9 protein-coding genes are annotated in these 14,907 nt (G+C 50.5%); 4 read left to right on the top strand and 5 right to left on the bottom strand.

Annotated features, from left to right (window positions below):
• Positions 1-77: 77 nt before the first annotated feature.
• From lacZ to I2I11_RS06045, 4 genes are all read left to right on the top strand, one after another.
• Positions 78-3,203: a beta-galactosidase, LacZ type gene (gene lacZ / locus I2I11_RS06060; RefSeq protein WP_196266767.1), complete on the top strand. Its 3,126-nt coding sequence runs from the start codon at positions 78-80 to the stop codon at positions 3,201-3,203.
• A gap of 43 nt (positions 3,204-3,246) precedes the next feature.
• Positions 3,247-4,185 carry a glycoside hydrolase family 43 protein gene (locus tag I2I11_RS06055; protein WP_196266766.1) on the top strand — a complete coding sequence of 313 codons (939 nt, stop codon included), beginning with the start codon at positions 3,247-3,249 and terminating at the stop codon, positions 4,183-4,185.
• A gap of 170 nt (positions 4,186-4,355) precedes the next feature.
• Entirely contained in the window at positions 4,356-5,498 is a 1,143-nt protein-coding gene (locus I2I11_RS06050) for a DEAD/DEAH box helicase (RefSeq protein WP_196266765.1), read from the top strand.
• A gap of 391 nt (positions 5,499-5,889) precedes the next feature.
• Complete coding sequence (locus I2I11_RS06045) at positions 5,890-6,738, top strand: MBL fold metallo-hydrolase (RefSeq protein ID WP_196266764.1); 849 nt, start codon at positions 5,890-5,892, stop codon at positions 6,736-6,738.
• A 48-nt stretch (positions 6,739-6,786) separates the two neighbouring features.
• Here the strand turns inward: I2I11_RS06045 and I2I11_RS06040 are convergent, their stop codons facing one another.
• From I2I11_RS06040 to I2I11_RS06020, 5 genes are all read right to left on the bottom strand, one after another.
• Positions 6,787-7,785: a glycoside hydrolase family 43 protein gene (locus I2I11_RS06040; RefSeq protein ID WP_196266763.1), complete on the bottom strand. Its 999-nt coding sequence runs from the start codon at positions 7,783-7,785 to the stop codon at positions 6,787-6,789.
• A gap of 263 nt (positions 7,786-8,048) precedes the next feature.
• Positions 8,049-9,515, bottom strand: coding sequence for a M28 family peptidase (locus tag I2I11_RS06035; protein ID WP_196266762.1), 1,467 nt, complete (start codon positions 9,513-9,515; stop codon positions 8,049-8,051).
• A 144-nt stretch (positions 9,516-9,659) separates the two neighbouring features.
• The gene (locus I2I11_RS06030) at positions 9,660-12,695 is read right to left on the bottom strand and encodes an efflux RND transporter permease subunit (RefSeq protein ID WP_196266761.1); all 3,036 of its coding nucleotides are present in this window, start codon (positions 12,693-12,695) and stop codon (positions 9,660-9,662) included.
• Complete coding sequence (locus tag I2I11_RS06025) at positions 12,692-13,621, bottom strand: efflux RND transporter periplasmic adaptor subunit (protein ID WP_196266760.1); 930 nt, start codon at positions 13,619-13,621, stop codon at positions 12,692-12,694. The genes I2I11_RS06030 and I2I11_RS06025 overlap by 4 nt, the downstream gene beginning before the upstream one ends.
• Positions 13,618-14,856 carry a TolC family protein gene (locus tag I2I11_RS06020; protein WP_196266759.1) on the bottom strand — a complete coding sequence of 413 codons (1,239 nt, stop codon included), beginning with the start codon at positions 14,854-14,856 and terminating at the stop codon, positions 13,618-13,620. Before I2I11_RS06020 ends, I2I11_RS06025 begins: the two co-directional genes overlap by 4 nt.
• Positions 14,857-14,907 lie beyond the last annotated feature (51 nt).

The raw sequence follows: 14,907 nt of genomic DNA, 5'->3' as shown, positions 1-14,907 counted from the left end.
TTGACATTCAATCCTGCGGTTACAAATCAAAAGTCTTATATTTATAAGCAGATTATTTAGTGAACAAGATAAACAACATGCAAAAGATTTTGATGTTATGCTGCCTGTTATGGTCGCAGGCGCTGATGGCACAGCAGGTTAAGAATGAGTGGGAGAACCCGGAAGTGCTGTCTTTTAACAAAGAGAAGCCACATGCCACTTTTATGCTCTATGATAATGCGCAGGACGCACGGGCAGACGACTACAGTGCCTCGCCCTATTATCAGTCCCTGAATGGTACCTGGAAGTTCTCCTTCGTGAAGAAACCCGCCGATATCCCGCAGGACTTCTCCGCCCCGAACCTCAACGACAGCCAGTGGGACACCATTGCGGTGCCATCTAACTGGGAACTGCAGGGCTTCGGTATTCCCATCTACACCAACATCATTTATCCTTTTCCGGCTAACCCGCCCTACGTGGATAACAGCTATGACCCGGTAGGTACTTACCGCCGCACTTTCTCTGTACCCGCCAATTGGGATGGCAAGGAGATCTTACTGCATTTCGGCTCTATCTCAGGCTACGCACAGGTATTTCTCAATGGCCAGCGGGTGGGTATGAGCAAGTCTGCCAAAACGCCGGCGGAGTTCAATATCACCAAAGCGCTGAAGAAAGGCGATAACCAGCTGACAGTACAAGTATACCGCTGGCACGACGGCAGCTACCTGGAAGACCAGGACTTCTGGCGCCTGAGCGGCATCGAGCGCGATGTATACCTGGAGGTACTGCCGGAACTGAGTATATGGGACTTCTTCCTGAAAGGCGACCTGGACAGCAAGTATAAAGACGGCCTCTTTAAAGCAACTGTGAACCTGCGACAGTTCGGCAAAAGCGCCCCTGATAAAGGGACTGTGGCCGTGGAACTGTACGATAATAAAAACAAAAAAGTATTCTCGCAGGAGAAAAGCGCCTCTGCCAGCACAGGAGAAGCGCTTTTTAGCGGCGTGCTGAAAAACGTGCGGCAGTGGAGCGCTGAGCACCCGAACTTATACGACTGCGTTATTACCCTGAAGGATGATAACGGCAAAACGGTGGCCGTAACAGGCAGCAAAGTGGGCTTCCGGAAGGTGGAAATCAAAAATGCGCAGCTGATGGTGAACGGAATGCCCATCCTGGTGAAAGGGGTGAACCGCCACGAGCACGACGATGTAATGGGGCATACCCTCAGCCGGGAATCTATGTTGCGCGACATTCAGCTGATGAAGCAGTTTAACATTAACGCGGTGCGTACCAGCCATTACCCGAACGATCCGACCTGGTACAAGCTCTGCGACGAGTATGGTTTATACTTAGTGGATGAGGCGAATATTGAGACGCACGGCATGGGCGCGGAGCTACAGGGGCCGTTCGATAAAGCAAAGCACCCTGCCTACCTGCCGCAATGGGCGCCGGCATACATGGAGCGCATTCACGAGCTGGTGGAGCGGGACAAAAATCACCCTTCGGTCATCATCTGGAGCATGGGCAACGAGACGGGCAACGGACCGGTATTTCATGATGCTTACAAGTGGATGAAGGAGCGCGACGTAACACGCCCGGTGCAGTTTGAGCAGGCCGGCGAGGACTGGAACACGGACATCGTATGCCCGATGTATCCTGGCATCAGCTACATGAAGTCCTATGCAGCCTCCGACAAGCGGCGGCCGTTTATTATGTGCGAGTATTCTCATGCCATGGGCAACAGCAGCGGCAACTTTAAAGAGTACTGGGACATTATCCGCAGCTCGCCTAAAATGCAGGGCGGCTTTATATGGGATTGGGTAGACCAGGGAATAAAAACCAAAGATGACAAGGGGCAAACCTTCTGGGCTTACGGTGGGGACCTGGGTGGCTACAACTTACAGAACGACGAGAACTTCAACTCCAATGGTTTGGTGGCCGCTAACCGTACACCGCACCCGGGACTGTACGAAGTGAAGAAGTACTACCAGAACATCCTCTTCGATGCAAGAGATCTGCGTAAAGGCACCATCATGGTGAAGAACGAGTTTGACTTTACTAACCTGGACCAGTATGGTTTCAGATGGGAACTGTATAAAAATGGAGCATTGCAGAAGCAGGATGACTTTAGCGTGAAACTTGCCCCGCATCAGCAAAAAGACGTGAGGCTGAAGCTGCCTTCTGTAAAACCCGAAGACGGGGAAGAGTATTTCCTGAACGTGTATGCTTACACGAAAAATGCCACGGAGTTGGTGCCAGCAGGTCATGAGGTGGCGCGGGAGCAGTTTTCTCTCGCCGATGGCAAGTACTTTGCTGCATCGCCGGAAAAAGGGGAACTGACCATCAGCAGGGACGGCAACATGCTCAAATTCACGTCCGGCGACATTTCAGGCATTTTTAACACCAAAGAAGGGCGCCTGGTGTCGTATAGCAAGGGCGGCGAGCGGATTATCAGTTCCTTCCCGGAGCCATACTTCTGGCGCGCGCCCACTGACAATGACTTCGGCAACGGCATGCCCGCCAGGCTGGGCGTGTGGCGTACAGCCCATGTCAACAAACAGGTGAAAAAGGTGGATGTGGGGCAGAAGTCGGAGCAGGGATTGCCGATAGAAGTGCAGTATGAACTGACCAACATCAACGTGCCTTACACGGTGAAATACCTGATTCAGAACGACGGCTCTATTGCCGTAACCGCTTCCATCGATATGACAGGCCGGGATTTACCGGAGCTGCCGAGGTTCGGTATGCGGCTGGTACTGCCAGGCGAGTATGATCACCTGAGCTATTATGGCCGCGGCCCCTGGGAAAACTACAGCGATCGCAAGACAGCTTCTTTTGTCGGCCTATACCAGGACAGCGTACAGAACCAGTTTACAGAAAACTATATCCGTCCGCAGGAGAACGGCTACCATACCGATGTACGCTGGCTGAAGCTGACGAACGAGGCCGGGCAGGGGCTGGAGATAGATGGCGCGCAGCCGCTGGGCTTCAGTGCGCTCGATGTTCCGACCGAGGCGCTGGACCCGGGCCTGACCAAGAAGCAGCAGCACCCCACCGACATCCGGCACGAGGACAAAGTATACCTGCACGTAGACCTGAAGCAACGCGGTGTGGGCGGCGACAACAGCTGGGGCGCGCTACCGCACGAGCCTTACAGGCTGCTGGATAAGCAGTATACTTACACCTATACCATCCGCCCGGTTGGCAAGCAGGAAAGTTTATAAGGAAACAGGTGAACAACATGCCTGAATGGGTACAAGTTATACTATGAGGAAGATCTTATTTGTCTTTTTTATGCTTCCTGTGCTGGTTTTTGCACAGAAAGAGTCAGGAGATGAGGTTTACCTGTTTTCCTATTTCAAAGGGAATGGCGATGGGCTGCACCTGGCCTACAGCTACGATGGCTTCAACTGGAAAGCCCTGAAAAACGACAGCATCATTTTAAAGCCCACAGTAGGCAACGATAAGCTAATGCGCGATCCCTGTATCATCCGCGGCGCGGACGGCAGGTTCCACATGGTCTGGACGGTGAGCTGGAGCGAGAAAGGGATTGGGTATGCTTCTTCTCCTGACCTGATACATTGGTCGGAGCAGCAGTATGTGCCTGTTATGGCACAGGAATCTGCCGCCCGGAACGCCTGGGCGCCTGAAATCAATTGGGACGATCAGCTGCAGGCGTATATCATTTACTGGGCCACCACCATTCCCGGCCGCTTCCCCGAAACAGACTCCCTGGGAGACAATAATCACCGGATATACTATGTGAGCACAAGGGACTTTAAGCACTTCAGCGATACCAAGCTGCTCTACGAGCCGGGATTTAACGTGATCGATGCGACTATCAAAAAGGTAAAGAAAGACAAGTATATCATGTTCCTGAAAGACGAAACGCGCAAGCCTGTGCAGAAGAATCTCCGGGTAGCTTTTTCCGATAGCCTTACAGGTCCTTACGGGAAGCCCGGTAAGCCGATAACCGGGAAATACTGGGCAGAAGGACCAACAGTGCTAAAGATCGGAGACAAGTGGATCGTGTATTTCGACAAGTATACCGAGCATACGATGGGCGCCGTAACCTCAACCGACCTGGCAAACTGGACAGATATATCCGATAAAGTCAGCTTCCCGGAAGGCACGCGCCATGGTACGGTGTTTACCGTTACAAAACAGGAGTTTGATAAATTGCAGCAATCCGCGATTGTACCATAAAATGATACCGTCAGGTTTATGGCCTGACAGTATGCCTGGTATGTGCATATACTTTTTACCCTGATACCCATCAGCCTGAAAAGCAGTATTCTTTGCGCTGCCATACCTTCTTCTTTTAAGTTGTATCTTTGTGATGTAAAAGCAGTTTTTCATCACAGCAGAAGTATAACATGTCGTTTTCATCCCTTGGTTTATCAGCGCCTTTGTTAAAAGCCGTGGCAGCGCAGCAGTACGAAGCTGCCTACCCCATCCAGCGCGAAGCCATACCGGCCATAATTAAAGGGAAAGACGTGTTTGGCATTGCCCAGACGGGTTCCGGCAAAACAGCCGGTTTTGTTTTGCCGCTGCTGGAGCTTTTTCAGGGCCGCAAGGCTGCAAAAAACAGGTATGTTAAAGCCCTGGTGCTGGTGCCGACGCGGGAACTGGCCATGCAGGTTGGCGATGTGTTTAAGCTGTTCGGCGCTAACCTCCCCCAGAAAATAAAAACAGTAGCTGTGTTTGGCGGTGTATCCATCAACCCGCAAATGATGGCGCTGCAAGGTGCCGAAATCCTGGTAGCCACACCCGGCCGCCTGCTGGATTTGGTAGATTCTAAGGCGGTGCATTTGTCGGAGGTGGAGGTGCTCGTGCTGGATGAAGCTGATAAAATGCTGAACCTGGGCTTTAAAGAAGAGATGGACAAGATATTTGCCCTTTTGCCGGAAAAGCGCCAGAACATACTTTTCTCTGCTACGCTGGGCGACGCGGTAGATGCCATACGCGAAAAACTGCTGCACGATCCGATAAAAATAGAGATTGAAGCAGAAAGCAAAACGCCCAACTTAATAAAGCAGCTGGCTTACCAGGTGGCTGCTGAAAGAAAAGGTCCCTTGCTGCGCTATATCATCAAACAGCAAAACATGCAGCAGGTACTGATTTTTGTCTCGTCCACCCGTACGGCCGATAACCTGGTGGAAAAGCTCATTAAAAACGGCATTGAGGCGGCTGCCATGCACAGCAAAAAAAGCCAGGGCGCCCGGACAGAAGGCTTGAGTAAGTTTAAATCCGGCAAACTTCGGGTGCTGGTCGCTACTGATCTCGCCTCCCGCGGCATCGATATTCAGTCCTTGCCTTACGTGATCAACTATGATTTGCCGCGCTCTCCCAAAGATTATATCCACAGGATTGGCCGTACCGGGCGCGCCGCATCGGAGGGCGAAGCTATATCGCTAATCTGCCCTGAGGACAGCCATCATTTCAAAATCATCCAGAAAAAGATGGGCAAGCGTGTTGATATCATTGAGACAGATACCCTCGATTTGAAAGGGTACTAAGCACAAAGTCACAAGTATCAGGATTCAGATAGCTGCCCTGAATATTTTATACCTGGTTATCTGTCGCTTATACTTTAGGATGAACTGTTTGGGAGGTATGGCTTGTTCGCTCCTTACTTAAGGAGCAGAAGTCTTGCAAAATTTCAGGCAGCAGAAGCAGCGGCTTTTTCAGAACGACATGCAAGGGATTGGCAGGAAATGGGTTTGCTGAAAGAGGCAATTTGCTGGTGCGAGCTTGTAGCTCGTACCTTTACATCAACAGGAATGAGGTGCGAGCTGCAAGCTCGCACCAGCGGAACAGACACAGACTTAGGCGCTATACTTAGCTGCTGCATTTTATACTTCATATAGCAGGTTGCTTAATCCCTGAAAAACCGGTTTATTTACAGATATGCAATTGTTCATCACATCCTTAAATTCAGGCAGCAATGGTAATTGCTACTATGTCGGCAACGACCGCGAGGCTATACTGGTGGATGCCGGTATTTCCTGCCGCGAAACCGAAAAGCGTATGAAGCGTCTCGGTTTGTCTATGGGGAAGGTGAAGGCCATTTTTATATCGCATGAGCACTCCGACCATATTCGTGGAATAGCGGTGCTGGCCAAAAAATACCAGCTGCCGGTTTTTATAACACCGGCCACTCTGCGGAATGCCGGTTTGGGTTTTACCGGTCTTCAGGTTATTTCCTTTCAGGCAGAGGAGGTGATTAGCATTGGCAAACTCACTGTTACAGCTTTCGCCAAACAGCACGATGCCGCAGATCCGCACAGTTTTGTAGTTGCCTGCGGCGATGTTAAAGTAGGCGTGTTTACAGATATTGGTGTTCCCTGTGCAAACCTTATCCATCATTTTCAGCAGTGCCACGCTGCTTTTCTGGAGGCTAATTACGATGACGATATGCTGGATCAGGGAAATTACCCTTTTTACCTGAAGCGCCGCATCAGGGGAGGCAAAGGCCATTTGTCTAACAAACAGGCACTGGAACTGTTTACAGCCTGTAAACCGTCTTTCATGAGCCATGTGCTGCTCGCACACTTATCCAAAAATAATAACTGTCCCAAGCTGGTTCAGGAATTATTCGATGCGCATGCAGGCGGTACCGAAGTTGTAGTGGCCTCCCGATTTGAAGAAACGCCCGTTTATACCATCAGCCACACAGGCTATAGGTATGAAAGTATAAGCATAAACCACAAACCAGTAGTAGCAACGTCAGCTCCGCTCCAGCTTTCCCTATTTTAACAGTATGCTGTTAAAATAGGGAACAAATGATTTGCCTGGATCTTCCGGTTATTTCAGCGGGTGCTTTGCCACGCCTTCTTTGGTGATTTTTACCGGTTTGATGTACCCGTTTTCATCAAAGTACATCCGGTCGATAGACGTTACCCGGTGGTTTGCTGCAGTCTCGCCTAGCGGTCTTCTGTGGTATACCATGTACCAAAGATCTTCCCCGGGCACATGTATTACAGAGTGATGCCCGGCACCAGTCGCGACCTCAGGATCCTGCTGCAGCACTTTGTCAATGCGCTTGAAAGGGCCAAGCGGTGAATCGGCAATGGCATAGGCTACCGAATAATTCGGGCCACCCCAGCCGCCTTCAGACCACATAAAATAGTATTTTCCGTCCTTCAGAAACATAAAAGGCCCTTCTACATAACCTTCCGGTGTTATTTCTTTGAAAGTAGTGCCATCTTCAAAAGGTATGAAACCTGTAAAATCATCGTTGAGTTTGGCAATGTTGCAGTGCCGCCATCCGCCATAGATGATATAGTATTGGCCATCCTTGTCCTTGAACACAAACTGGTCGATGGGTTGGGCGCCGTTATGAAATTTATCTATCAATGGTTTGCCCAGGTAATCTACAAAAGGGCCTGCCGGATTATCTGCTACTGCTACGCCGATGCCGCCCTTTTCATTGTCGCTCTGGATGTCGTTGGCGCCGAAGAAGAGGTAGTATTTGCCGTCCTTCTCCACAATGGCCGGTGCCCAAACGGCCCGGTTTGCCCACTTTACGTTAGTAGTATCCAATATGTGGCTGTGCTTTGTCCAGTTAACCAGATCAGGCGAAGAGAAGGCATCAAAAAAGACCTGTTCCTCATAAGGAGCCGAATATGTAGGGTATATCCAGTACTTTTTTCCGAATATAACGCCTTCCGGATCAGCGTACCAGCCTTGTATCACCGGATTACCCGCCGTGACAGTTGCCTGGTCTTCCTGCCCGACGATGCCCTGCGTACATGCCTGAAATGCGAAACCGGAAACGAGGGAAAAAAGGAGTAGTTTCTTCATTATTCTAAATTTTGATGGAATCATACCTAAACGTAAACAGGCAAAGTCAATCATGCAAAAAACTGTGCCTTTTATTTATACTTAAATTTCTCGTTTATACTTTATAATATCGCTGCTGGTGCCTCTGCTGGTGCGAGCTTGTAGCTCGTCCCTTTTCTGTAGATATTAAGGTACGAGCTGCAAGCTCGCACCAGCAAACGCTTTGTTACTTAAGTATAGTTACTAGAGTTATCATTGATTTTTATACCTTGGTTAACTCATCCTTACTCTTTCCAGCGCCATTCACCGGCAATTTCAAGGGGTTCCTGCAGCTTGTTTTGGATCAGGAAAGCGCGTGTTTCTGCATCGTTGAGGTGTTTGGCCGGTATTTTGTTAGCATCGGCTAAACCATACAGCAGCATTGTGCTGAAGCGCACAGTGTTCTTCAGACCGGCTTCATCCACTAAATTAAAAGAGTCGCAGTCGGCGTGGTAGCAGTCTCCGCCTTTTTCGGGCAATTTACCCCCTGAGGAGCCGCCAGTTGGTACGCCGTGCAGCATGAAAGGCTGGTGGTCGGAGTGCAGACCGGCGCGCGCGCTGAAGCTGTTTTTAAAGGTGGTGTCAATTTCAGCGGCAATGGCGCCAATGGACTGGAACAGTTCTTTGCTGGCCGGGTTGCTGGCATTGTAGCCTTTGGGATCGTTCGTCATATCGTAGTTCAGCATAAAAGCCACGTTGTCGAGTGTTTTGTTTTTTGCAGCTTCTGCTACGTACGCTTTGGAACCCAGCAAGCCTTCTTCCTCGCCCATAAACATCACAAATTCAATGGTGCGCTTCGGCTGTAAATCTAGTGCTTTAAAGGTGCGTGCCATATCCAGCACCGAAAAAGATCCGATACCGTTATCGATGGCCCCTGTTGCTAGATCCCAACTATCGAGGTGGCCGCCTACTACAATCTTCTCTTTTGGCAGCGATTTGCCGGGAAGTGTGGCAATTACGTTGCGGGCTTTTATCATACCCGAAAAATTGCTCATGGCGATGTGCGCCTTCAGTGGGATCACTTTTAACTGTTCTTTCAGTTTCAGACCGTCTTCCAGGCCGATGCAAACTGCCGGGATTGGTATCAGCTTGCCCGTAACGGAGGCGGTGCCTGTCAGCAGTGTGCCGCCTGCTACCGTGTTGATGATGATGATGCCTTTTGCGCCATTTTTGATGGCAATAGCTGTTTTTTCGGAGCGGTGCAGCGTGCCGGTGCCTTCCGGCGAGCCGGGCAACACACCCAGGTATACGAGCGCAATTTTCCCTTTCACGGCATTTGGTCTGGCCGTATAATCGGCTTCCAGGCCGTTACCCATATCAACCAAAGGTGCCATGACATCGGCCTTAACAGGAGAATGCGCCAGCGAGACGGATTTTATACTTGCCAGGTGCTTTGCATCCGGTCCAACCTCCACTTTCAAGTCGCCGCGGCTCCAGCTTTCTACCTCAAAAGGCTGGTAGCGTACATCGCTGAAGCCATACGATTTTAACAGATTATAGGCATATTCTTCCGCTTTCTTGCCGTTCTCCGAGCCGGTCAGCCGGTGGCCGATTGTTTCGGAAGCTTCTTTCAGGGTGCTGTATGCTTTGGAATTGGTTTGTACTTCTGTGTTGATGTTCTTGAAAATCGCCGGCCAGGCAGGGTTCATCTGTGCAAATCCGGGCAGTGACAACAGCACAGCGCAGGCAGTGATAAATATTTTCGGATGCATAAGAGGATTATTTTTGCAGCGACAAAATAAGCATTAATTGCTCATCGTCCTAAAAATTAGCGTTCTGCCCCACTAACTACAGGCAGATATCAAGGATAAAGGTAGGTTTGATTGCTGAAAAATTGGGATTCCGGAGCCGGGAAGCTAAGCAGTGGTTTGTTTTCGCTTGAAAATGAACAGCAAAAAAGTAGGGTATACTATTAGCAGCAACGGCAGCGCAATTACGAAGCCTCCGATAACGGCGATAGCCAGCGGCTGGTGCAGCTGCGCGCCCGTGCCAATGCCGAAAGCGATGGGCAGCAGCGCCATAATAGCGCCCAGCGCCGTCATCAGTTTAGGACGCAGGCGCGTGGAAATAGCGTAGGTAACAGCTTCATCCGGGTTGGTTTCGTGCAGCGTCTCTTTAAACTGGAGGTAAGTGAAAATAGCGTTTTCGGCAATGATACCGATAATCATGATGATGCCGGTGTAACTGCCCACGTTCAGGGCGGTTTGGGTGAGGAGCAGGGCCAGCAGACTGCCTGAAATACCAAGTATGGCAATCACTAATATTAATACCGCCACACGCATATCCCGGAACAGGAAAAGTATAACAGCAAACACCAGCAGCGCCGCTGTTACAAGTATAAGCAGCAGTTCGTTAAACGATTGCTGCTGCTCCTGGTATGCGCCGCCATAACTGATGTGGTAACCCTGTGGCAGATGCACGTTGCTATTTATTTTCTGCTGGATGTCCTGCATCACGCTGCCCAGGTCGCGGCCTTCGAGGCGGGCGGTAACTGGTATCATCGTTTGCAGGTTCTCGCGTTCTATCTCAGCCTGGCCCGGCAACACCGTAACTGTTGCCATTGTCTGCATCTGTTTGAGCTGCCCCGTTGGAAGAAAAACGGATGTATTTTTAAGCTCATCTATAGATGATTCTGCTGCCTGTGGGTACACCATCCGTATGTTAGTTTGCTGCTCATTCTCGAACACAGACCCAACAATACTTCCTTCCATCTGTACCTGTAACTGGTTCTGCAAGTCGCTGGGAGATAAGTTGAACTGCGCAAGTTTCCGGGCCTGTGGCACCACGTTTACGGATGGTCCGGCAATCGTAATGCCATCAAACACATCGGCGGTGCCGGGCACATTTTCGGTGATGGTGGCTACCTGCCGGGCAAGCTGTTGTAGCTTCTGCTGGTTATCGCCATAGATTTTTATTTCGATGGGCTGCGTGGAGCTCATCAAATCGCCGAGCATATCGCCGATTACCTGCCCGAAATCTACGGAAAGAGCAGGCTGCGTTGTTTCTACATACTGCCGGATTTCATCAATCACCTCGTCTGAGGATCGTGCACGATCGCTTTTGAGCTGAATCAGGTAATCGCCATTATTCGGCTCCGTGATAAAAAAGCCCATTTGCGTACCTGTCCGGCGCGTGTAACTTTCTACTTCCGGTATCTGCGTGATTTTCTTCTCCACCTCGCGCAACATGCGGTCTGTTTCGGTGAGCGAGGTGCCGGGCGGCGAGGTATAATCCAGCACAATGGAGCCTTCATCCATCTCCGGCAGAAAGCCTGTTTCTAAGTATGGAAAAGATAAAATACTGGCGGCAATCAGCAAAACAGTAAAAATCATACTTAGCACCGGCCGATGTATAAAGTACGTAATCCAGCGGCGGGATTTGCTGTGTTGTCCGGGTGTGGCAGGCTTTATTTTGTTGGTTTTGCGGGAGAGCAGCAGGTAAATAACAGGCAGCCCGATCCAGGTAACAAGAAAGGAGCAGACCAGGGTAATGATCATGGTATTGGCCAGGATTTTAAAATAGGCCCCGGCCACGCTACTCAGCAGTACAAACGGGAAAAAGATGACGATGGTGCTGATGGAAGAACCTACCATAGCCGGCAACAAGTAACCCACAGCTTTGGATAGCAATTCTTTCGTAGGCGTTTCGGGATGCTCTTCATGCGTGCGGTGAATCTGTTCCACCACCACAATGGCGTCGTCTATAATGAGTCCGATAGCTGCCGCAATAGCACCCAGCGTCATGATATTTAATGTATAGCCAAGCACGAACATCACAAGCAGCGACAGCGCGAGCGTAATGGGTATGGTTATCAGGATAACGGTACTGGACTTGAGCGATCGCAGGAAAATAATGGCCACGACGATCGCCAGAAACAACCCGACAAGCAAACTGTCGCTCACGCTGCGAATGGAATCGGCCACGAAATCAGCCTGCACATAGTATGGCTTCAGGGTAACTCCTTTGGGAAGTATGGAGGCATTTAGTCGCGCCACTTTGTCCTTTACGGAAGCAGCAATATCCATCAAGTTAGCGTTTGGCTGCTTGAGCACAGCCACCAGCACGGCGCTTTTACCGTTGGCATTCACCCGCACGTATTCTACCTGCTCGGCTACGCGCACGTCGGCCACATCTTTTAACTGCACCACCCGCAGGCTGTCGTTGCTGATGACGAAATCCTGCAGCTGGTTTTTGTTCTCGATGGTGGCATCCGTTACCGACAAGTATAGCCGGTTGTAATCAGAAATATAGCCGTTGCTCTGGATGAAGTTGGAACTGCTGAGCGCATCTGAAATCATGGCAGGCGTAATGCGCAGGGCCTGCATTGCTTCGGGCTTCAGCACCACGCGGTATTCCTTGGTCTTGCCGCCCGACACCCGCACATCGGCCACGCCCGCCGCCTGCGACAAGTATGGCTTTACCGTATACAGTGCCAGTTGGTTCAGCTCAATCGGGCTCCGGCCGGTGCCATCTAGCACGTAACCCTGCACCGGCAGTATGCTCGGGTTCATCTTCTCTACAGTGATGGATATGCCAGCCGGAAGATTTTCTTTTGCCTGGTTGATGGCCGATTCCACTTGTTGTTTGCGCAAATCTATATCGGCGCCCCAGTCCATAAAGGCGGAAATCTCGCTGCTGCCACGGCTGGTCGTGCTACGCAGTAACTGCAGACCCGGCACTTGCTTGATGGCATTTTCCAGCGGCTTGGTTACTGTTATCATCATGGTGCCCACCGGCTGCAATCCGGTGTCCGCAATCACCTTTATCTTCGGAAAAGTTACCTCTGGGAACAGGGAGGTTTGCATCCGGGTATAGGCGAAGGCACCAGCCAGCAAAATGATAGCCAGCACCACCGCCACGGGGCTTTTGTAGTTGACAAAGAAGTTTTTCATTCCGGCTGCTGTTTTTGAACGAGGACATAAGCCGTGTCGGGCAGTCCATAGTTGCCGGAGGTGAGAATGCGATCAGCAGGAGAGAAGTTCGGGCTCAGGATTTCAACAGCGTCTTCTGTGGTTATGCCTGTCTTTATAGGTATTTTTACCGCTGTAGTATCATTTATCAGTTTCATTACCCAATACGCATCCATGGTTTCGTTGGTAAGCACGGCGGCTTTGCTGAGTACCTGCGTTTGGGCTTTGGTTTTTTTATCCAGGCGTACGATAGCTTGCAGGTTCTCCGGAAGTATGGCATTGGTTTGCGGTTTAATGACGAATTGCTGCGTTTGGGCCGCCGTGTTCATTGTCGATAATTTAGAAGCAACGGTGCCGGGAATCTTCGTCGAATCCGGAAGTATAATCGTAGCTTTGGTGCCGATGGTAACATACTGATTCAGTACAAAGGGCACGTTTACCAGGAACACAAAGCTGTTGAGGCCGGCGATTAGCGCCAGTTGATCCCCATCGTTTACATAATCCCCGGCCTGGTGGTTTATTTCCAGCAGCACACCCGAAGCAGGCGCTTTTATCGTGATTATACCGTTAAAATGCAGCGACGGATCCTGCGTCATCAAATCGCCTAGCACCCGGGCTTCTTTCGTTTTCATGGTGAACAACGGGGCGCCCGCTTGCACATGTTCTCCCAGCGTAACAAATACTTTTTGAATGTAACCGTCGGTGCCGGCTTTTACTGTATTCTTTTTCTGGTAGGTAGAAATGGCGTTTAGATCAATTGTTTCTTTGAGGGGCGCATTGGAAACCGTTGTAACGGTAACAGGCGTTTTTACTTCAGTTTCATCAGCCGCCGCATCCGGCTCACTGGAAGAAGAGCAACTGGCCAGCAGGCTTGCCAGCAGATAACAGGTATAGCGTAGGTATCTCATTTCAGATTATTGAATTCGTTTACAACCTGAAAACGCCCGATTTCGGCCTGAACGAGGTTGTTTTGTGTTTCGGCGAGACTGGTGATAACAAGTATAAAATCTGTGAAACGCACCAGCCCGGCAGCAATTTCCAGTTTATACATGTCCAGCAGTTTTTGCTGGCTGGCCAGTTGCTCCTGTATGTCCTGAATCAGCTCGTCGGTGGTAGCCAGTTGCTCACGCAGTTGCAGCTGTTGCATCCGGTACTGGCGCAGGTAAAAATCGCGATACGTTTGCCGGCTCTGCTCTGCTATCGTTAACTTCTGATATTCGAACTGGCGCTGCCCGCCATCATAAATCGGTACCGAAAAGCTAAGGCCGATGCTGGAACCGAGGTGATGCGGTATACCCTGCGGTGTGGTGGCCATCACACCCGCATCCGCAAAAGCAGACCACTTGTAGCGGTAGTTCAGGTCTACCAGGTTCCTGTTCACAACAAGCTGCAGGCTGTCGATTCTGAATTTCTGTAGCGTGGGTGTGAGGCTGGCAGTAAGTAAGTGCTGCACCTGGATCTCCGGTTCTGCCAGTATAACCATGCCCGTGTCTACGATGCCGCAAAGTATACGCAGGCCGTTTAAGTCGAACTTGTACTGTATTTGGGCCTGTCGGAAAGCAATAGCCTGCGCCTTTATATTGATGACAAGGTTAAGGTAATCTGTTTGCAGGTATATCCCGTTTTGCACCAGCTTCCGGAGTGCAGGCTGCTCATTTTGGAGAATGCCGAGCACCTCCTGGCTAAACTGCATCTGCCTGAAATCGGAATATGCGGTGATATACTGTGCCGTGATAATCCGCTTTAGATCCTGCGCCTCGATTTTCCGCTGCGCTGCCAGTGATTGGTTCAGGAGCCGGATATTCTCCAGCTGCGCGTTGCGTGCTTTCCGGTTAAACAGGCTTTGCGTTATACTTACCACACCGGTATAATTGCCGCCATCCGTGATCGCTTCATCGTAGCCAAAGTTGCGGTATATGGGCGCTTCCATGGCAGTGCCGCTGGCGCTTACCTGTGGTTTATAGGTGGCGTATACTTTCAGGCTGTCAATGAGGTTGGACCGCACCTGGTACTGATAATCCTGCAGGAGCGGGCTGTTCTGAAGGCCGGTAGCCAGGTAATAATTTAAGTCGTGGGTTTGCGCGCAGGCAAGCTGGTAGCAGAGCAGTAGCGGGAGGAGAAATAGTAAACACCGTTTCGGCATAAAGATTTTCTTTTAGATAGCCCTGTTTCAGAAACGGTTAATTTGCTGCTG

The organism is Pontibacter rufus (assembly GCF_015694705.1).
GTDB classification, from domain to species: Bacteria; Bacteroidota; Bacteroidia; order Cytophagales; family Hymenobacteraceae; genus Pontibacter; species Pontibacter rufus.
This window is presented reverse-complemented; position numbering and strand designations above follow the sequence as displayed.

Coding starts and splice junctions, on each gene's coding strand:
- lacZ (WP_196266767.1), top strand. CDS start 78: ATGCAAAAGATTTTGATGTTATGCTGCCTGTTATGGTCGCAGGCGCTG.
- I2I11_RS06055 (WP_196266766.1), top strand. CDS start 3,247: ATGAGGAAGATCTTATTTGTCTTTTTTATGCTTCCTGTGCTGGTTTTT.
- I2I11_RS06050 (WP_196266765.1), top strand. CDS start 4,356: ATGTCGTTTTCATCCCTTGGTTTATCAGCGCCTTTGTTAAAAGCCGTG.
- I2I11_RS06045 (WP_196266764.1), top strand. CDS start 5,890: ATGCAATTGTTCATCACATCCTTAAATTCAGGCAGCAATGGTAATTGC.
- I2I11_RS06040 (WP_196266763.1), bottom strand. CDS start 7,785: ATGAAGAAACTACTCCTTTTTTCCCTCGTTTCCGGTTTCGCATTTCAG.
- I2I11_RS06035 (WP_196266762.1), bottom strand. CDS start 9,515: ATGCATCCGAAAATATTTATCACTGCCTGCGCTGTGCTGTTGTCACTG.
- I2I11_RS06030 (WP_196266761.1), bottom strand. CDS start 12,695: ATGAAAAACTTCTTTGTCAACTACAAAAGCCCCGTGGCGGTGGTGCTG.
- I2I11_RS06025 (WP_196266760.1), bottom strand. CDS start 13,621: ATGAGATACCTACGCTATACCTGTTATCTGCTGGCAAGCCTGCTGGCC.
- I2I11_RS06020 (WP_196266759.1), bottom strand. CDS start 14,856: ATGCCGAAACGGTGTTTACTATTTCTCCTCCCGCTACTGCTCTGCTAC.